The sequence below is a fragment of the Sporosarcina sp. FSL K6-6792 genome, assembly GCF_038004885.1.
Taxonomy (GTDB): Bacteria; Bacillota; Bacilli; order Bacillales_A; family Planococcaceae; genus Sporosarcina; species Sporosarcina psychrophila.
The window spans coordinates 4,397,086-4,415,066 of the sequence record NZ_JBBOSA010000001.1; the positions used below are offsets into that span (position 1 = coordinate 4,397,086).

The 17,981-nt window shown below is 43.0% G+C and carries 18 protein-coding genes; all 18 read left to right on the forward strand.

The annotated features are described in order from the left end of the window. Nucleotides 1–69: 69 nt before the first annotated feature. The 18 genes from rplS to fliE all read left to right on the forward strand — a co-directional run bounded on the left by rplS (nucleotide 70) and on the right by fliE (nucleotide 17,928). Complete coding sequence (gene rplS / locus MKZ26_RS21065) at nucleotides 70–414, forward strand: 50S ribosomal protein L19 (protein WP_067211295.1); 345 nt, start codon at nucleotides 70–72, stop codon at nucleotides 412–414. 95 nt (nucleotides 415–509) lie between these two features. Continuing rightward, nucleotides 510–1,070: a signal peptidase I gene (gene lepB, locus MKZ26_RS21070; RefSeq protein ID WP_067211292.1), complete on the forward strand. Its 561-nt coding sequence runs from the start codon at nucleotides 510–512 to the stop codon at nucleotides 1,068–1,070. 17 nt (nucleotides 1,071–1,087) lie between these two features. Further along, nucleotides 1,088–1,951, forward strand: a complete 864-nt coding sequence (gene ylqF, locus MKZ26_RS21075; RefSeq protein WP_340767437.1) for a ribosome biogenesis GTPase YlqF — start codon at nucleotides 1,088–1,090, stop codon at nucleotides 1,949–1,951. Between the two features lie 124 nt (nucleotides 1,952–2,075). Then, complete coding sequence (locus MKZ26_RS21080) at nucleotides 2,076–2,867, forward strand: ribonuclease HII (protein ID WP_338655850.1); 792 nt, start codon at nucleotides 2,076–2,078, stop codon at nucleotides 2,865–2,867. Next, a complete protein-coding gene (locus MKZ26_RS21085) occupies nucleotides 2,864–4,864 on the forward strand; it encodes a hypothetical protein (RefSeq protein ID WP_340767438.1) in 2,001 nt (666 codons plus the stop codon). The genes MKZ26_RS21080 and MKZ26_RS21085 overlap by 4 nt, the downstream gene beginning before the upstream one ends. Beyond that, nucleotides 4,861–5,157 carry an EscU/YscU/HrcU family type III secretion system export apparatus switch protein gene (locus tag MKZ26_RS21090; protein WP_067211281.1) on the forward strand — a complete coding sequence of 99 codons (297 nt, stop codon included), beginning with the start codon at nucleotides 4,861–4,863 and terminating at the stop codon, nucleotides 5,155–5,157. The genes MKZ26_RS21085 and MKZ26_RS21090 overlap by 4 nt, the downstream gene beginning before the upstream one ends. Nucleotides 5,158–5,274: 117 nt before the next feature. Further along, nucleotides 5,275–6,435 carry an ADP-forming succinate--CoA ligase subunit beta gene (gene sucC / locus MKZ26_RS21095; RefSeq protein ID WP_187045414.1) on the forward strand — a complete coding sequence of 387 codons (1,161 nt, stop codon included), beginning with the start codon at nucleotides 5,275–5,277 and terminating at the stop codon, nucleotides 6,433–6,435. Between the two features lie 18 nt (nucleotides 6,436–6,453). After that, the gene (gene sucD / locus MKZ26_RS21100) at nucleotides 6,454–7,356 is read left to right on the forward strand and encodes a succinate--CoA ligase subunit alpha (protein ID WP_067211276.1); all 903 of its coding nucleotides are present in this window, start codon (nucleotides 6,454–6,456) and stop codon (nucleotides 7,354–7,356) included. 65 nt (nucleotides 7,357–7,421) lie between these two features. Continuing rightward, nucleotides 7,422–8,309 (forward strand): DNA-processing protein DprA, encoded by an 888-nt coding sequence (dprA, locus tag MKZ26_RS21105; RefSeq protein WP_340767439.1) that lies wholly within the window; start codon nucleotides 7,422–7,424, stop codon nucleotides 8,307–8,309. Between the two features lie 392 nt (nucleotides 8,310–8,701). After that, nucleotides 8,702–10,777, forward strand: coding sequence for a type I DNA topoisomerase (topA, locus tag MKZ26_RS21110; protein ID WP_340767440.1), 2,076 nt, complete (start codon nucleotides 8,702–8,704; stop codon nucleotides 10,775–10,777). Between the two features lie 116 nt (nucleotides 10,778–10,893). Next, nucleotides 10,894–12,204, forward strand: a complete 1,311-nt coding sequence (gene trmFO / locus MKZ26_RS21115; protein ID WP_340767441.1) for an FADH(2)-oxidizing methylenetetrahydrofolate--tRNA-(uracil(54)-C(5))-methyltransferase TrmFO — start codon at nucleotides 10,894–10,896, stop codon at nucleotides 12,202–12,204. Nucleotides 12,205–12,676: 472 nt separating this feature from the next. Further along, nucleotides 12,677–13,576 carry a tyrosine recombinase XerC gene (gene xerC / locus MKZ26_RS21120; RefSeq protein ID WP_340767442.1) on the forward strand — a complete coding sequence of 300 codons (900 nt, stop codon included), beginning with the start codon at nucleotides 12,677–12,679 and terminating at the stop codon, nucleotides 13,574–13,576. Between the two features lie 9 nt (nucleotides 13,577–13,585). Then, nucleotides 13,586–14,131, forward strand: coding sequence for an ATP-dependent protease subunit HslV (hslV, locus tag MKZ26_RS21125; protein WP_156476072.1), 546 nt, complete (start codon nucleotides 13,586–13,588; stop codon nucleotides 14,129–14,131). After that, the gene (gene hslU, locus MKZ26_RS21130; protein ID WP_340767709.1) at nucleotides 14,131–15,528 is read left to right on the forward strand and encodes an ATP-dependent protease ATPase subunit HslU; all 1,398 of its coding nucleotides are present in this window, start codon (nucleotides 14,131–14,133) and stop codon (nucleotides 15,526–15,528) included. The genes hslV and hslU overlap by 1 nt, the downstream gene beginning before the upstream one ends. An 87-nt stretch (nucleotides 15,529–15,615) precedes the next feature. Next, nucleotides 15,616–16,392, forward strand: coding sequence for a GTP-sensing pleiotropic transcriptional regulator CodY (codY, locus tag MKZ26_RS21135; RefSeq protein ID WP_067211258.1), 777 nt, complete (start codon nucleotides 15,616–15,618; stop codon nucleotides 16,390–16,392). Between the two features lie 340 nt (nucleotides 16,393–16,732). Next, nucleotides 16,733–17,125: a flagellar basal body rod protein FlgB gene (gene flgB / locus MKZ26_RS21140; protein ID WP_340740414.1), complete on the forward strand. Its 393-nt coding sequence runs from the start codon at nucleotides 16,733–16,735 to the stop codon at nucleotides 17,123–17,125. Nucleotides 17,126–17,127: 2 nt separating this feature from the next. Continuing rightward, on the forward strand, nucleotides 17,128–17,589 hold the full coding sequence (gene flgC / locus MKZ26_RS21145; RefSeq protein ID WP_187045408.1) for a flagellar basal body rod protein FlgC: 462 nt from the start codon (nucleotides 17,128–17,130) through the stop codon (nucleotides 17,587–17,589). Between the two features lie 24 nt (nucleotides 17,590–17,613). Then, the gene (gene fliE, locus MKZ26_RS21150; RefSeq protein ID WP_187045407.1) at nucleotides 17,614–17,928 is read left to right on the forward strand and encodes a flagellar hook-basal body complex protein FliE; all 315 of its coding nucleotides are present in this window, start codon (nucleotides 17,614–17,616) and stop codon (nucleotides 17,926–17,928) included. Nucleotides 17,929–17,981 lie beyond the last annotated feature (53 nt).

Below are 17,981 nucleotides of genomic sequence, written 5' to 3' on the forward strand. Positions count from 1 at the left end.
CATACTGACAGATGTTCCGCTGCAAAGGCAAGAAGTGTAAGAGCACCTGAGGATAGGGAGAGATTAACTATGCAACAAATTATTGCAGCAATCACAAAAGATCAGCTTCGTTCTGATCACCCAGCTTTCCGTGCAGGAGATACAGTTCGTTTGCACGTAAAAATCGTAGAGGGAACGCGCGAGCGTATTCAGCTATTTGAAGGAATTGTTATATCACGTCGTGGAGGCGGAATCAGTGAATCATTCACGGTTCGTAAAATCTCCAACGGTGTAGGTGTTGAGCGTACATTCCCTGTACACACACCAAAAATCACACTACTTGAAGTAATTCGTCGTGGTAAAGTACGTCGTGCGAAATTGTACTACCTTCGCAGTCTGCGCGGAAAAGCTGCACGTATCAAAGAACTTCGATAAAAAATGCAGGAGGCCCACAAACGGCCTCCTTTCTTTTTGCCTCAAAAATAAATAGACTGTACAATAAGAACAGTAGTAAGCAGGAGGCCTTGCCAATGAATGATGAAAAGAAGAAGAAAAACGAAACATGGGAATGGGTCAAGGCGCTTTTAATCGCATTCGGCCTTGCAGCAATCATCCGAGTTTTCCTCTTTACGCCGATCGTTGTCGATGGTGTTTCGATGATGCCGACACTTGAGAATGGCGATCGAATGATTGTTAATAAAATTGGTTATACAATTGGAGAACCAAAACGGTTTGATGTCGTTGTGTTTCATGCACCTGAAGAGAAAGATTACATAAAAAGGGTAATTGGACTTCCTGGCGACGAAGTAGAATACCGGGATGACGTTTTATACGTCAATGGAAAACCGTTCGAAGAGCCTTATCTCGATCAATACAAATCGGAAGTGGCAGACAGTCCGCTGACTGAAGATTTCACACTTGAAGAGAAAATCCAAAGCACGACAGTCCCGGCAGATCATGTGTTTGTCATGGGGGATAACAGAAGAAAGAGTAAAGACTCCAGACATATTGGAGCTGTTGCCATCGATGAAATCATTGGTAGTACAAAAGTCGTTTTCTGGCCGATTAAAGATTTTGGAATTATTAACTGACGGGAGGAACTAACAACATGACAATTCAATGGTTTCCCGGACATATGGCGAAAGCTCGCCGAGAAGTAACCGAAAAACTGAAGCTTGTTGACATCGTTTTTGAATTAATCGATGCTAGGCTTCCGCTATCTTCTAGAAATCCGATGATTGACGAAGTCATTCATCAAAAACCAAGACTTCTCATACTGAACAAGATGGACCTTGCGGATGAAACGGAAACAGCACGCTGGATTCGTTATTTTGAAGCGCAAGGAATGCGTGCAGTTGCCATCAATTCATTTGAAGGTAGAGGGCTTCAGACTGTAATAAAAGCTGCGAAAGAGATTTTGGAGCCGAAGTTGGAAAGAATGCGTTCAAGGGGCATTCGTCCGGGCGCCATGCGTGCGATGATAGTGGGGATTCCGAACGTTGGAAAATCGACACTTATTAACAGACTTGCCAAGAAAAATATTGCGAAAACAGGTAATACGCCTGGCGTTACAAAAGCTCAACAGTGGATTAAATATGAAAAAGAGCTTGAACTTTTAGATACGCCAGGTATTCTGTGGCCAAAATTCGAGGATAAAGAAGTTGGCTTTAAGCTTGCACTGACAGGCGCTATTAAGGATAAAATTGTAAATATGGAAGACTTGGCAGTGTATGGCCTTCGTTTCCTAGAGACAAATTATCCAGCTAGGCTGACAGACAGATATGGATTAACAACCATCGGCGACGAAATCCTTCCGATTTTTGAAAAGATTGGTTCACTTCGTAAAGTGTATGCTGTCGGTGGAGAAGTCGATTATGACAAAGTGGCGGAGTTGGTTGTCCGTGATATTCGTAACGAATACCTTGGTAAACTGACATTCGACTTCACAGCACAACAATCACAAAATGACTAGGCCGATGCCGGCACGGAATTAATTCCGCGGCAATCGGCCTTTTCTTTTATGGGAGTCGAAAAGTGACAAAGATAGCCGATATACTAATAAATAGATGGATTGATAAGTCGACTGTTACTGGAGAGTGATCAGATTGAAAACGATAAAGGAAATTACGGAACGGCTGACACATGTTAAAGAACCGGAGTCTTGGATGGAAGTGCTTGCGCAGGATTCAAGAACCGGCGTGCAAAATGCACTTAGTCGTTGGAAGCGCCAGTATGAAAAGCGGAAAGCCATAGAACACAATCATATGCTGAAAGAAGCGTTTGATAGGTCGTATGCGCCGTTTGAAGGTGCGTTGATCGCTGGGGTAGATGAGGCGGGGAGAGGACCGTTAGCGGGTCCTGTGGTTACCGCAGCGGTTATTCTGCCACGCGAAACGCCGGAACTTATTGGACTGGATGATTCAAAGGCTATATCAAAGGCAGAACGAGAACGGCTTGCGGAACAGATAAAAAGCGTCGCTATCGCTTATTCAGCGCATATCCAATCAGCCCATATGATTGATGACATGAATATTTACGCCGCAACAAGGGATTCGATGGAACAGGCGGTAGAGGGACTTACTGTAAATCCTGATTTCGTAATCGTGGATGCCATGAAACTCGCTGTAAATTGTCCTACAGAATCAGTCATTAAAGGTGATGCGTTGAGTTTAGCTGTGGCGGCTGCATCGATTATTGCAAAAACAACGAGAGATGCCATTATGGATAATTTACATAACGACTTTCCTATGTATAATTTCAAGAAAAACGCGGGATATGGGACTGGGGAACATGTTCTAGCGCTTCAAACACATGGACCGTGTGAACATCACCGTACAACTTTTGAACCTGTTAAATCAATGTTGGACGGAGGGAGGAAGAACCGATGAATTTTCCTGCTGCGGCAGTATCGGCAAGTCAGGCGGCGGGCGCAGTCCCAAGTAGGCCGCTTGTCTTGAATGAAGGTCAAATGGTACATGGGCAGATTAAGCAGCTTTTTCCCGGCCAAATGGCTGAAGTCCAAATTGGTGGACAAAAGGTATTCGCTAAATTGGAAATTCCGATGAGAGCGGGTGACTCCTACTACTTTCAAGTAAATGCAGTTAAGCCAGAATTGCAGCTGAAGATCATTTCAGGACCCCTTCAAGCTACAGAGGGGCAGGCGCGCCAACTCGGCGGATTAATGGATGCAATGCAATTGCCAAAGACGCCAGAAATGCAAGCATTGTTGGCGTTCGTCATGAAGAATAAAATTCCGATGACGCGGGATAGTTTGCTGGAGGCGGAAACGTTATTAAAAGGTGTACCACCAGCCGCGCGCAATGAAGCACTCGCGTCACTTCAGAAGATGATTGAGCTGAAATTGCCACTTACTGAGAATATCTTTCGGTCACTTTTAGGAGTCGAAACAAAAGAAGGGTTGCATAGTGTTTTGACTTCGTTGCGAAATGCGTTGGCCCTGGATAACACGGTTACGTCGCAGGTCAAAGATGCGATTTTATCTGCGCTAGAGAAGATGGCCAAGCCGTTTGCCCAGGTGACAGGAGGAGCGCTACTAGGTCAATCCATCCTCACGTTATTGGATCGTTCCGCGCCTGGAGAAGACCGTTTTGCTACCCTGCAAATGTTGAAAAGTGCAGGTATTTTACCGGAACGGACATCTCTTGCGAACCTACCGCAAGTGCTCGCTTCATTGATTTCAGGAGAAGGCGTTGCACGACCAAGTAATGCCTTAACTGCATCGCAATCAGTCCTGGCAGGACCGCAGGACGTTCCCGTCACAACTATGAATAGACAGGCTGCCATTCAGCCTCAAGCGCCTTTAGCGTCAACACCGATTGTGCAGCAGGTGCTGACAATGCTCAAGCAGATTGGAGAATCTCCGCCAGCTCAACAGAAAGTCCCGTTGGAAAACTTGAAAACGTTAATTTCATCCGATCCGGGGACAAATGCACAGCAGAAAACGGTGCTCACGGCAATGATTGATCGTGCCGTAAATGCACAGCCAATTGCACAATCGCCAACGAAGTTTGTCCAGGAATTCAGTCAGGCATATACGCGGATAACGGCAGAAAATGCAGCTGCAACCCCTTTCCAAACTAGTACCTTAGCGGAGGGGCATAAAGAACAATTACTCACTCTACTCGGTCAGCAAGGGACTGAGAAGTTAGCGGTACTACTGCAAACGGCGGAACGATCTGATAACCCAGCTATCCAGAAAACGGTGCAGGCAGCAGAAGTCGCTGTTGCTTCGATGATTGATGGAAAAGCGTTGAAAGATGCGCTACAAACGGTCATACGTTCATTTGGGCTCAATTATGAGGCGGGGTTACTCGGAAAAGAACCTGATTTTGGACGTCTTGCGGAAATGTTGAAACCGCAGCTACTGGCTCTGATGCATGATCCATCTGTCTCGGCGGCTCTCCGTGATGCTGCAGAAACAGTCGTCACGAGGATGAATGGGCAGTTACTCCAGTCGGGGGAAAACGGTGTGCAACATCAACTGATTATGCAAGTTCCACTTGAGTTTTTTGGCAAGCGTATCGATGCGACATTGCAGTGGAATGGACAAATGCAAAAAGATGGAAAAATAGATGCTGAATATGCACGAATTCTTTTTTATCTCGAACTCGACTCTATTAACAAGACGATTATCGATATGCAAGTCCAGAATAGGGTCGTAATGGTGACCGTCTTTAATGCAGATGAGACGCTTAAGTCGATTGGAGGAGGGCCTCTTCAGGAGAGATTGAAAGTGGGACTCGAGTCGACGGGCTATAAATTGTCAGGGGTATTTTTCAAGAATTTTATCGAGGAAGAAAAAAACACGCAGAAACAGAAGAAAACAATGAAAATTGATGGGCAAGGAGTTGACTTCCGCATATGACAGAAGAACGTCATACTCGAAAAGAGGCGGTCGCCCTTTCGTATGAACCGTTTTCGGCAGGTGCTCCAAAAGTAGTTGCGAAAGGGAAAGGGAAAATCGCCGAAAATATATTGGAAAAAGCAAAGGCGAATAATATTCCCATTCAGGAAGATCCGAGCCTCGTTGAAATTTTAGGGCAACTAAACGTTAACGAATCAATTCCAGAAGAATTGTACAAAGCGGTATCCGAAGTATTTGCCTACATTTATCAGATTGACCGCGAACATGGAGCAAAACGAAAAATGAAAGTTTGAAATAGATTCGACAAATTTCTACATTTGGAATTCAATTGTGGACATTGTTTGACATGTTTACTACAATGGATAAGGCAGTAAATTAAATAGCTTAGAAGTACGAATGGAGGATGTAAGATGAATATCCATGAATATCAAGGCAAACAGCTACTAAGAGAATATGGTGTAGCAGTTTCTAACGGTCTTGTTGCTTTCTCTCCTGAGGAAGCAGTAAAAGCTGCAAAGGAACTAGGTACAGACATTATCGTAGTTAAAGCACAAATCCACGCGGGTGGACGTGGGAAAGCGGGCGGCGTTAAGATTGCAAAAAATCTTGATGAAGTTCGTGCTTATGCTAAAGAATTGATTGGTAAGACACTTGTGACTCACCAAACAGGCCCAGAAGGTAAAGAGATCAAACGTCTTCTTATCGAAGAAGGTTCTGATATCAAAAAAGAATACTATCTTGGACTTGTCCTTGACAGTGCAACAGACCGTGTAACACTTATGGGTTCTGAAGAAGGCGGAATGGACATCGAGGAAGTTGCGGAAGCAACACCTGAAAAGATTTTCAAAGAAGTCATCGACCCAGTTGTTGGTTTGACTGGATTCCAAGCACGCCGCATGGCATATAACATGAACATCCCTACGCACCTTGTAAACAAAGCAGCGAAATTCATGCTTGGACTTTACCAAGTGTTCGTAGAAAAAGACGCATCTATTGTTGAAATTAACCCACTAGTTGTAACAGCTGGTGACGATGTACTTGCTCTTGACGCGAAATTCAACTTTGACGACAGTGCACTATACCGTCATAAAGATATCCAAGCACTTCGCGACTATGATGAAGAAGATCCAAAAGAAATCGAAGCTTCAAAATTTGACCTAAGCTATATTTCTCTTGACGGAAACGTTGGTTGTATGGTTAACGGTGCAGGTCTTGCAATGGCTACAATGGATACGATTAACTACTTCGGTGGTTCACCTGCTAACTTCCTTGACGTTGGTGGTAGTGCAACGGCTGAAAAAGTTACAGAAGCGTTCAAAATCATCCTTTCTGACTCAAATGTCAAAGGGATTTTCGTCAACATTTTCGGTGGTATTATGAAGTGTGACGTTATTGCTGAAGGTGTTATTGCTGCATCTAAAGAAGTAGGTCTACAAGTACCACTTGTTGTTCGTTTGGAAGGTACAAACGTCGACTTAGGTAAAGCACTTTTGAATGAATCAGGTTTGAACATCATCGCTGCTGATACGATGGCAGACGGTGCTAAAAAGATTGTAGAACTAGTAGGTTAAGAAAGGCAGGGACAAACGATGAGTATTTTTATTAACAAAGATACAAAAGTTATCGTACAAGGAATTACAGGTGCTACAGCACTTTTCCATACAGAACAAATGCTAGAGTACGGAACGAAAATTGTTGGCGGAGTTACACCTGGTAAAGGTGGAACTGAAGCGGCGGGTGTTCCTGTTTTCAACACAGTTGAAGAAGCTGTAAAAGCAACAGGCGCAAACGTATCAGTTATTTATGTTCCAGCTCCATTTGCTGCAGATGCAATCCTTGAAGCAGTAGAAGCAGAACTTGACATGACAATCTGTATTACAGAACATATCCCAGTACTTGATATGGTCAAAGTTAAGCGTTACATGGAAGGCAAGAAAACACGTCTTGTCGGTCCAAACTGTCCGGGTGTTATCACGGCAGACGAATGTAAAATCGGCATCATGCCTGGCTACATTAATACAAAAGGCCATGTAGGCGTTGTTTCACGTTCAGGTACACTGACGTATGAAGCAGTTCTTCAATTGACGAACGCTGGAATCGGACAGTCAACTTCTGTTGGTATCGGCGGAGACCCAGTTAATGGAACAAACTTCATCGATGTACTAAAAGAATTCAACGAAGATCCTGAGACATATGCAGTAGTTATGATCGGTGAAATCGGTGGAACTGGTGAAGAAGAAGCAGCTGCGTGGATTCAAGCGAACATGACGAAGCCTGTTGTTGGCTTTATCGGTGGTCAAACAGCTCCAGAAGGAAAACGTATGGGCCATGCTGGTGCCATCATTTCCGGCGGTAAAGGAACAGCTGCTGAGAAAATCAAAGCACTTAACGCTGCAGGCGTTGAAGTTGCGGACACGCCATCTGTTATCGGCGAAACATTAATTAAAGTAATTAAAGAAAAAGGTCTATACGAAAAGTGTAAAACACATTAATATGAAAGATGCAGCGTGCTAGTTTATGCGCTGCATCTTTTTTTTACTTTAAAAGGAGGGATCCGATGGTACTGTCAGATGCCGAAAGGCGATTACTAGCGCTCCACTATGTATTTCCGGTGCCTTTGAACAGATTAAACAGACTTTACGAGATAGACCCCAATCTCGAAAAGTTATATGTTTACAAGGCGGTTGAACTTGCTCATATCCTAAACATCTCTGTGTCAAAAGCGAGTCAATTGAAAGACAGTCTAGGCCGTAACGCAGACACCCCCTACGAAGCGTTATATGAGCGGAATGCAATCACCCCAATCCCGTTCACCAATCCCTTATATCCTGACCAGTTACATGTACTTATTGATCCTCCGGCAGTTCTCTATGCAAAAGGGGACCACACATTACTCGCGAAACAATTTAAAGTGGCTATTATTGGAGCCCGGAAAGCAACTGTTTATTCACAAGAAGTGATGTCGCTTATTGTACCTCCACTTGTAGAAAATGGAGCTATTATCGTATCGGGATTAGCAACGGGAGCCGACACGATGGCACATATAGCAGCACTTAAATACGGCGGTAAAACAATTGCAGTACTTGGGCATGGATTTTTCCATCTTTACCCGAAAGAGAATCGTGCACTCGCCGAAAGAATAGCACTAAATCATCTTCTAATTACAGAATACCCACCATATGTAAACCCGGAACGTTGGACTTTTCCGATGCGTAATCGTATCATAAGCGGGTTGTCAGATGCGGTCGTTGTCACCGAATCGGCAGATAAAAGTGGAACGATGAGTACGGTCGAACATGCACTTGATCACGGGAAAGATATCTATGCAGTTCCCGGGCCAGTCACATCACTGTTATCAGCTGGTCCAAATAGGTTGATAGATGAAGGTGCAAGACCGGTATGGAACGGGTTCCAAATCGTCGAATCACTCGTTTTCAATGGATGAATAAAACTCTTTTTCATTGAAAAGGTTGCTTTAATCTTAAAACTGGTATACATTTTGCAACAGATATTCTTTTGGGTTAAAGTTCAAAAGGAAGGACAAAAAAGCCGAGGAGTAATTGGAAGCGTAGCCTTCGAGCACCGCAGCGTATGTTGTTTATATGTGAGGAGCGGAAGAGCAAGCTGACAATAACGCAGCCTAAGATCGCCACGTCCTGTGGCAACAGCCGCGTGATCCGCTTCGAGCGGCCCTTCGACAGCTATTAATGAACTTCTGTTAAAGACTCCGCGTCCTGCGGTAACACAGAAGTCAGCATGTCCTGTGCAAGTCCGGACTTTTTGAACTACCTCTTTTGATGAATAAATACAAAACCTCTTTAAGGAGGCATACACTTAATGGCAGACTACCTAGTAATTGTGGAATCGCCCGCAAAGGCAAAAACGATTGAACGCTATCTCGGAAAAAAATATAAAGTGCGTGCATCACTCGGGCATTTACGTGATCTTCCACGAAGTCAGATGGGCGTAGATACCGAAAATGATTTCGAACCGAAATACATTACGATTCGCGGCAAAGGCCCGATTCTTCAAGATTTGAAAAAAGAAGCGAAAAAAGCTAAAAAAATCTTTCTCGCAGCTGACCCCGACAGAGAAGGGGAAGCGATTGCGTGGCATTTGGCAAACCAGCTTGGCGTAGATATCGAATCAGATTGTCGAGTTGTTTTCAATGAAATAACAAAAGAAGCAATTAAAGAATCATTTAAGAATCCACGTCCAATCGATATGGATCGTGTCGATGCTCAACAAGCCCGCCGCATTTTAGATCGACTTGTAGGCTACAACATCAGCCCTATACTTTGGAAAAAAGTGAAAAAAGGGTTATCCGCTGGCCGGGTTCAATCCGTTGCACTTCGCATGATTATCGACAGAGAAAATGAAATCAATGCATTCGTTCCTGAAGAATACTGGAGCATCTCCGGTCAATTCGAAAAAGACGATACAATATTCGAAGCGGATTTCTTTGGCGATTCGAAGAAAAAAGTAAAACTTACAGACAAACAACAGGTCGATGAAATCTTAAGCCGGTTAAGCGGAGATACATTCGATATTGCGAATGTGGTTAAAAAAGAACGCAAACGAAATCCAGCATTGCCGTTCACCACTTCATCTTTGCAACAGGAAGCGGCACGAAAGCTAAACTTCCGAGCGAAAAAAACAATGATGCTTGCCCAACAGCTTTATGAAGGGATCAACCTTGGTAAAGAAGGTCAAGTTGGTCTAATTACGTACATGAGAACTGACTCGACTCGAATTGCCGATAGCGCAAAAGAGGAAGCAAGATCATTCATCGAAACAATGTATGGGCAAGAATTTGTAGCGACATCAAAGCCAGCAGCTAAAAGCAATACCGCAAAAACGCAGGACGCACACGAGGCAGTACGCCCGACATCTGTTATGCGACCACCTGCAGCTATGAAAACAGTATTGTCACGGGATCAACTACGGCTTTATAAACTCATATGGGAACGACTCGTCGCCAGTCAAATGGCGCCAGCGGTACTCGATACGGTTGCGGTCGATCTTGTGAATGGTGATGTTCGCTTCAGGGCGAATGGTTCGCAAGTTAAATTCCAAGGGTTCATGAAAGTGTATGTTGAAGGTGATGATGATAAAGAAGAGGAGAAAGACCGTATCCTCCCGCCGCTTGAAGAAGGCGAACAAGTGAAGTTTAGTGAAATCGATCCCAAACAGCACTTTACCCAGCCGCCACCGAGGTTTTCGGAAGCGAGATTGGTCAAGACGCTTGAGGAGCAGGGGATAGGTCGTCCATCAACGTACGCACCGACGCTCGACACAATCCAAAAACGAGGCTATGTCGTCCTCGATGCGAAAAGATTCCTTCCGACAGAACTTGGCGGTATTGTTCACCAGGCCGTAGATCAATACTTCCCTAATATTATCGACCTTGAGTTTACAGCTCAAATGGAAAAAGAACTTGATAATGTGGAGCATGGTCTGATTAAATGGAAGAAGGTTATTGATAACTTCTATGGCGATTTTGAGAAGCATGTGCAAATCGCAGATGCAGAGATGGAAAAAATAGAAATCAAAGATGAACCAGCTGGCGAAGACTGTGAGAAATGCGGTTCTCCTATGGTCTATAAATTGGGTCGATACGGCAAGTTCATGGCTTGTTCCGATTTTCCGGATTGCCGCAATACGAAAGCTATTATCAAACCAATCGGTGTGACTTGTCCGACATGTAAAGAAGGACAAGTCGTCGAACGGAAAAGTAAGACAAAACGTATATTTTATGGCTGTGACAGATATCCGGAATGTGAATACGTTTCATGGGATAAGCCAATTACAAGACCATGTCCGAAATGCGAAAGCACGCTAGTTGAAAAGAAACTGAAAAAAGGTGTACAGATTCAATGTACAGAATGTGACTATAAAGAAGATACGCAGTAAAAAAGAAAAGCGGAGGGCGACGCGGCGTACTTTGCCGCATAGCTGGGCTGGCTTATGACCCTAGCCCCTAGGCGCTGAAGCCAAGACAACAAGAACATTAGAGAGAAGGTGACGGGATGACACCCATCGTAAATGTGATAGGTGCAGGCCTCGCTGGGAGTGAGGCTGCATGGCAAATTGCTAGCCGTGGAGTGAACGTACGTTTATATGAAATGCGACCGGTAAAACAGACGCCTGCGCACCATACAGACAAATTTGCTGAGCTCGTGTGCAGTAACTCGTTGCGCGCGAACAATTTGACGAATGCAGTTGGAATTATCAAAGAAGAAATGAGGATGCTCGACTCACTCATTATTCGAGCAGCTGACGCTTGTGCGGTTCCTGCTGGAGGGGCATTGGCAGTCGACCGCCACGAGTTCGCTGGCCGTGTTACCGACACGATTCGAAACCATCCACTTATCGAAATTATAAATGAAGAAGTGACGGAACTACCGGAAGGCATTACGATTATTGCGACGGGTCCGCTGACATCACCGGCACTTGCTGAACAAATTCGTAAACTGACAGGCGAGGAATATTTATATTTCTATGATGCTGCAGCACCAATTATAGAAAAAGACTCCATCGATATGGACAAAGTCTATTTAAAATCTCGTTATGATAAAGGCGAAGCAGCCTATTTAAACTGCCCAATGAATGAGGAAGAATTTGAACGATTCTATAATGCGCTTGTGGCGGCAGAAATTGTACCCCTTAAAGAGTTCGAAAAAGAAATCTACTTCGAAGGATGTATGCCGGTGGAAGTGGTTGCCCAGCGCGGAGCACAGACTTTGTTATTCGGCGCACTTAAACCAGTTGGACTTGAACATCCGGTAACAGGAAAACTTGCAAAAGCAGTCATTCAGCTTCGTCAAGATGATGCTGCTGGTACTCTATTCAACATCGTAGGGTTTCAAACGCATATGAAATGGGGCGCGCAAAAGGAAGTAATCAGGCTTATCCCGGGTCTTGAAAACGTTGAAATCGTCCGCTATGGTGTCATGCATCGTAACACATTTATTAACTCACCACGTGTGCTCGATGCGACTTATCAGTTAAAGGCAAACCCCAATGTATTTTTCGCAGGACAGATGACTGGTGTAGAAGGGTATGTTGAATCGGCAGGTTCGGGCTTAATAGCCGGCATTAACGCCGCCAATCTGGCACTTGGTAAAGAATTAATCCTTTTCCCGCACGAAACAGCACTCGGGAGCATGGCGCGATATGTCACTGAAGCCAATCCGCAGAACTTTCAGCCCATGAATATCAATTTTGGTCTTTTCCCGGAACTTGGTAAACGCGTTAGGACCAAATTGGAACGTGCTGAGAAGCATGCAGAACGTGCACTTAAAGCGATTAGTGAGTTTCAGTTAGTATCACTATCTTGAATAATTTGATATTAAAAGGAGAAGGCTAGGGATGTATTCCAAGCCTTCTCCTTTTAATTGTCTAAATTACGTTGGCCATGAATACCTATATAAACTAAGCGAAGGTGCCTTACAAGGAATTATTCATTTCAATTTATATTGGAAATTATAAAATCTAGTACGCTGGATAAGTTGCGAATAAGAGAATTGACGTCTAGATTACAGTGCTTTTTCTCTGTATATGAACAAATTGTGTCAGGAACATGAACAAATTGAAAGAGGTCAGACTTCTTGGCTATTGATAGTTGCCGTAGGATCAACATGTATTGTATAGTGAATCGTGGATGACTTTTGAATTTCTGGATTAGTCGCTTTCTTTCGGCTATTAGTCAACTCGCTTTACTATGACGTTTCGTAAATAATGTGTTATTATTCAAATGACTCGAAATACTTTAATAACTTAAAGGCTTTTTATTCAGGGAGGATGAAGTGTATGACAGTACAACCTTCTATCATCCGTGATGAATACATTTCGTACGTACGCTTAGAAAAGAACTATTCATATCACACAGTATCAGAGTATGAAAAAGATGTTGATGCATTTCTGACGTTCCTGGAAGTCGAAGGAATTACAGATTTGAACGATGTGACTTACCCTGAAGCAAGACTTTATGCTACTGAACTGTATGACTTGGGTTTATCGAGAGCATCGATTTCTAGAAAAATATCTTCTATCCGTTCCTTTTTTAAATTTTCAAATGACAGGTATGACATTAGTGATAGCGCATTTCGTTCTCTCCATCACCCGAAGAAGGAAGAAAGACTTCCGGCTTTTTTTTATGAAGAGGAAATGGAGTCCTTATTTTCATCCTGTGAGGGGGAAGATAGAAAGTCTTTGCGTGATTATGCACTCCTTGAATTACTCTACGCAACCGGCATGCGGGTCAGCGAGCTGACTGCTGTCAAAACGCATGATATCGATGATCACCTTGGCATTGTTTTGGTAATGGGAAAAGGACGTAAGGAACGATATGTACCATTCGGTAGTTTTGCGCAATCTGCACTGGATGCTTATCGTGAGAAAAGTAGACTGAATTTGATGAAGCAGAAAGAGCACGACATGCTGTTCGTCAATTTGCGGGGAGACCCACTGACTGATCGAGGTGTGCGCCATATCTTAAGCATGATGATGGAACGCGCATCACTTCACTCTAAAATCTATCCACATATGATTCGCCACTCTTTTGCCACCCACCTTTTGGCGGGAGGCGCCGACATGAGAACCGTTCAGGAGCTACTTGGACACAGTCACTTATCTTCAACGCAAGTGTATACACATATAACAAAAGAGCATTTAAGGAAAACATATATGAATACGCATCCGCGAGCATAGGAGGATGATCTGATGGAATTCCATGCAACGACAATCTTTGCCATTCGCCATGAAGGGTCTTGTGCCATGTCAGGCGATGGGCAAGTGACGGTAGGAAATGCAGTCGTCATGAAACATACGGCAAAAAAAGTCCGCCGAATTTTTGGTGGTAAAGTACTGGCAGGTTTTGCGGGATCGGTAGCGGACGCTTTTACGCTATTCGAATTGTTCGAAGCCAAACTGACAGAGTACAATGGCAACCTTCAAAGGGCTTCTGTTGAACTTGCGAAAGAATGGCGTGGTGACCGGATTCTACGGAAACTTGAGGCGATGCTCCTTGTAATGGATAACGAGCGTTTGTTACTCGTGTCAGGAACAGGAGAAGTAATTGAACCGGATGATGGTGTTTTGGCAATCGGTTCAGGTGGCCATTACGCACTTGCGGCTGGCCGGGCTTTGAAAAAGTACAGTGGGCATTCGCTCACTGCAGCAGAAATTGCCCAAGCGGCACTAGAGACGGCTGCAGAAATATGCGTTTTCACAAATGATCATATTATTGTGGAGGTACTCGAATGATAAAGAGACAAGAGCTGACACCCAAGGAATTGACTGCACATCTCGATAGATATATTATCGGTCAAGACAAAGCCAAGCGTGCAGTGGCTGTAGCCATTCGTAACAGGTACAGAAGAAGTCTGCTTTCTGATGACGAGAAAAGTGAAATCATACCGAAAAACATACTTATGATTGGCCCGACAGGTGTCGGGAAAACTGAAATCGCGAGAAGAATCGCTAAGCTAGTAAATGCTCCATTCCTTAAAGTAGAAGCGACGAAGTTTACAGAAGTAGGTTATGTAGGCCGTGATGTCGAGTCGATGATAAGAGATTTAACAGAAGCGGGCGTTCGAATTGTTCGGGAAGAGCAGCGTGAAGCTGTGAAAGGGCATGCGGTTATTCTTGCAGAAGAACGACTAATCGAATTACTTGTTCCTGAAAAAAAGAAAATGGGCGGTATGCAAAACCCGTTTGAAATGTTGTTTGGCCAAAAAGCAGAGCAGGAAGAACCTGATTATGCAGAAGTAGCCGAAGTGAAGCGTAAACGCTCTGAGATTGCGACGAGCCTCAAAGTGGGGGAACTTGAAGAACAAATGGTCACTGTAGAAGTTACTGCACAGCAGCCATCTATGTTTGACGCTTTACAAGGGTCGGGTATGGAACAGATGGGTGCGAATATGCAAGACGCATTTTCTTCTCTTATGCCGAAAAAGACAGTCAAGCGCAAAATGAAAGTAAAGGATGCCCGCATCGCACTTGAAGCGGAAGAGGCTGACAAGCTGATTGATCATGATGAAATCTCAAGACGAGCAATCGAGCTTACAGAGCAGTCAGGTATCATCTTCATTGATGAAATGGACAAAATTGCTAGTCGGGGTGGAAGTGGTTCGTCAGCAGATGTTTCACGGGAAGGCGTTCAGCGGGATATATTACCAATCGTTGAAGGCTCGACTGTTTCGACTAAGTACGGTACAGTAAAGACCGATTTCATTTTGTTTATTGCGGCAGGGGCGTTCCATATGTCAAAACCCTCCGATATTATTCCGGAACTGCAAGGACGCTTTCCAATTCGGGTCGAACTTGAAAAGCTGACGAAGAATGACTTTGAACGTATTTTAAAAGAGCCTGATTTTTCTCTTATCCGTCAATATGAAAAATTGCTCAATACGGAAAATGTTGTTTTGGATTTTACTGACGAAGCAATTAGCCGACTTGCTGAAATTGCATTTGAAGTGAATGATGATACGGAGAATATCGGTGCAAGGCGTCTACATACTATCTTGGAGAAATTACTCGAAGAACTATCGTATGAAGCGGCTGATATCGGACCGGCAACGATTAAAATAACACCCGCGTATGTCGATGAAAAGCTGAAAGATATCGCGAAAAATAAAGATTTATCACATTTTATACTTTAATTGAAACGTTTTAGTTTATTTAATGATTAAAAACCTTTAGAATATTCACTAAACGCTAAGCAACTATTATGAGGAGGAAAAAAACAAATGAATTTATTATCAAAAACACGTGAAATTAACGCAATGCTACAAGAATCGGCAGGAAAACCTGTAAACTTTAAGGAAATGGCTGAGAAGCTTAGTTCTGTTATCGACTGTAATGCATTTATCGTAAGCAGAAAAGGGAAATTACTTGGTTTAGAAATACACCACCAAATCGAAAACGAACGCATGAAGCAAATGTTCGTTGATCGTAAATTCCCTGAGGAATATACAAATCGTTTGTTTGAAGTAAGAGAAACATCTTCAAATCTGGATGTATACAGTTCACACACAGTCTTTCCAGTTGAAAATCGTGAACTCTTCAAAGACGGCTTAACAACAATTGTTCCAATCGTTGGTGGCGGTGAACGTCTTGGTACACTAATCTTGGCTAGACTTAAAGAAGATTTCCAAGATGATGATTTGATCCTTGCGGAATACGGTGCGACTGTTGTCGGGATGGAAATTTTACGTGAGAAATCAGAGAAAATTGAAATCGAAGCACGTAGTAAAGCAGTTGTTCAAATGGCTATCAATTCCCTTTCTTATAGTGAACACGAAGCGATTGAGCACATTTTCCATGAGCTTGATGGTAATGAAGGTCTACTAGTCGCATCTAAAATTGCAGACCGTGTAGGTATTACACGTTCTGTAATCGTAAATGCACTTCGTAAACTAGAAAGTGCTGGCGTTATCGAATCTCGTTCCCTAGGAATGAAAGGGACATATATCAAGGTCCTTAATAATAAATTCCTTGAAGAACTTGAAAAACAAAAATCATAAGTATGTATTAGGTAAAAAGGCACTTCTTCTGAATTCAGGAAGAAGTGCCTTTTTTATTATAAATTTAAACCGGAATAAAAGGAATGAAAGGAATTAACTGACAACAAGAGGGGATATATAGAAGTAATGGAAAAATGGTGACTTTGGAACTAAATATCTTAGTTATATAATTAAACTACTCGAAAAAAGGTTGTTTTGGACTAATAGATATTACTCTTCTAATATAGACAAGAATCAACAAAATCCGCTACAATAGAAGTATGTGAAAAGAGTACTAGATTAGTAATGTAAAATGAATACTATTTTGATTCACCAATAGAGGGAACAAGAGGTGGAAACAATGAATTTGTTTGGATCGACGATAACACAATTGGAGCGCGGGTTAGATTATTCTGCAACAAAAGGGAAAACAATTTCACAGAATATAGCAAATATCGACACGCCAAATTATAAAGCGAAAAATGTCAGTTTTAAAGAAGTTTTTTCAGATGTGCAAGCGAATTCGTTAGAAGCTTATAAAACAGACCAGAGGCATATCAATTTTAAGTCTAGTACGACGCATCCCGGTGTTTTTAATTACTCGAATCTACGTTATCGCCAAGATGGAAATGGCGTGGATATGGATAAGGAACAGGCAGATCTTGCGGCCAATCAAATTTACTATAACGCAGTTGTCGATCGTATTAACGGAAAGTTCAATACGCTACAAAATGTTATTAAAGGAGGTCGCTGACATTGACGATATTCCATAGCTTGAATACATCCGCATCTGCATTGACTGCGCAACGTATGCGGATGGATGTTATTTCATCTAATATGGCTAACGTCGATACAACGCGCGGGAAGATGGTTGACGGTGAATGGCAACCCTATCGCCGTAAATCGGTTACATTCCAACCACGAGAAGGGCAATTTTCATCGATGTTAAATGCTTCGATGGGTAAACAAATAAAAGGTTCAGCAGGAAATGGCGTTACGGTTTCTAGGATTAAAGAAGATACCGAAACGCCATTTAAACTTGTCTTTGATCCTTCTCATCCAGATGCGAATGATGAAGGATATGTTTCAATGCCAAATGTTGATCCGTTGCGAGAAATGATCGACCTGATGTCCGCTACACGTTCTTACGAAGCAAATGTAACTGTGATTAATGCTAATAAATCAATGCTTATGAAAGCTCTTGAAATCGGCAAATAATGATACTGGAAGGATGTTACCTTAATGGCTATACAGTCTATTTTTAATCCTGTGCAATCAGCAGGTGTGCTTAATATGGAAAATCAAATGAAACCAACTCCAACCCCATATGAAGCGCAACAAAGTTTCGGAACCTTTTTAAAAGATGCGATTCAAGAAGTTAATAATAAACAATCAGAATCCGATATGATGACGGAAAAATTAGTGCGTGGCGGAGATGTCGAACTTCATGATGTCATGATTACAGCACAAAAGGCGTCGATTGCGTTAAATGCAACGATGGAAGTTCGAAATAAAGTAATTGAAGCGTATCAAGAAATCATCCGGATGCCTGTTTGATTTTACGCGACATATAAGTTGTCCATTATTGAATTACGTAAGCTGACCGGGGG

What these genes read in the sequence shown, in the direction of transcription:
- rplS (WP_067211295.1), top strand. Translation starts at nt 70, where the DNA reads ATGCAACAAATTATTGCAGCAATCACAAAAGATCAGCTTCGTTCTGAT.
- lepB (WP_067211292.1), top strand. Translation starts at nt 510, where the DNA reads ATGAATGATGAAAAGAAGAAGAAAAACGAAACATGGGAATGGGTCAAG.
- ylqF (WP_340767437.1), top strand. Translation starts at nt 1,088, where the DNA reads ATGACAATTCAATGGTTTCCCGGACATATGGCGAAAGCTCGCCGAGAA.
- MKZ26_RS21085 (WP_340767438.1), top strand. Translation starts at nt 2,864, where the DNA reads ATGAATTTTCCTGCTGCGGCAGTATCGGCAAGTCAGGCGGCGGGCGCA.
- MKZ26_RS21090 (WP_067211281.1), top strand. Translation starts at nt 4,861, where the DNA reads ATGACAGAAGAACGTCATACTCGAAAAGAGGCGGTCGCCCTTTCGTAT.
- sucC (WP_187045414.1), top strand. Translation starts at nt 5,275, where the DNA reads ATGAATATCCATGAATATCAAGGCAAACAGCTACTAAGAGAATATGGT.
- sucD (WP_067211276.1), top strand. Translation starts at nt 6,454, where the DNA reads ATGAGTATTTTTATTAACAAAGATACAAAAGTTATCGTACAAGGAATT.
- dprA (WP_340767439.1), top strand. Translation starts at nt 7,422, where the DNA reads ATGGTACTGTCAGATGCCGAAAGGCGATTACTAGCGCTCCACTATGTA.
- topA (WP_340767440.1), top strand. Translation starts at nt 8,702, where the DNA reads ATGGCAGACTACCTAGTAATTGTGGAATCGCCCGCAAAGGCAAAAACG.
- trmFO (WP_340767441.1), top strand. Translation starts at nt 10,894, where the DNA reads ATGACACCCATCGTAAATGTGATAGGTGCAGGCCTCGCTGGGAGTGAG.
- xerC (WP_340767442.1), top strand. Translation starts at nt 12,677, where the DNA reads ATGACAGTACAACCTTCTATCATCCGTGATGAATACATTTCGTACGTA.
- codY (WP_067211258.1), top strand. Translation starts at nt 15,616, where the DNA reads ATGAATTTATTATCAAAAACACGTGAAATTAACGCAATGCTACAAGAA.
- flgB (WP_340740414.1), top strand. Translation starts at nt 16,733, where the DNA reads ATGAATTTGTTTGGATCGACGATAACACAATTGGAGCGCGGGTTAGAT.
- fliE (WP_187045407.1), top strand. Translation starts at nt 17,614, where the DNA reads ATGGCTATACAGTCTATTTTTAATCCTGTGCAATCAGCAGGTGTGCTT.